This window comes from Pseudomonas sp. SIMBA_068 (assembly GCF_046534705.1).
GTDB lineage: Bacteria > Pseudomonadota > Gammaproteobacteria > Pseudomonadales > Pseudomonadaceae > Aquipseudomonas > Aquipseudomonas putida.
This window is the reverse complement of sequence record NZ_JAWRYI010000180.1, coordinates 1-340: the sequence shown is the minus strand read 5'-3', so window position 1 is coordinate 340 and position 340 is coordinate 1. Positions and strand designations below refer to the sequence as shown.

The window sequence follows — 340 nt, the reverse complement described above, 5'->3', positions numbered from 1 at the left end:
CTCAATCAACTGTTCTGCAGAGATCCCATTGTCAAAGGCATCACCCAGCCAACGCTGGAAAGTATCGATATGGGCTTTTATCCCACCGACGGTTAATTCATCACGGGGCCAGACGCATGGATTTTGCGGTTGACCGGGCAGGGTGGGGAGAGCGGTGTTTGCGTACTGTTCTGGAAGGGTATTCATTGTGCGCCACCCATAAGATTAAATTATCGCATTAAAAAAGCCGGCATTCGCCGGCTTCATCTTATTCGTCGTGCGAGATTATCGCCGGGATGGTGTCATCCTTGCGTAGCGTCAGAATTTCGCAGCCGTTATCAGTCACCACAATAGTATGCTC

Annotated in this window: 1 protein-coding gene; it reads right to left on the bottom strand. The window is 50.3% G+C overall.

Annotation, left to right across the window (positions count from 1 at the left end):
- On the bottom strand, positions 1-186 hold a 186-nt coding region (locus tag SB756_RS28730; RefSeq protein ID WP_248299164.1), incomplete at its 3' end, for a hypothetical protein.
- Positions 187-340: the final 154 nt, after the last annotated feature.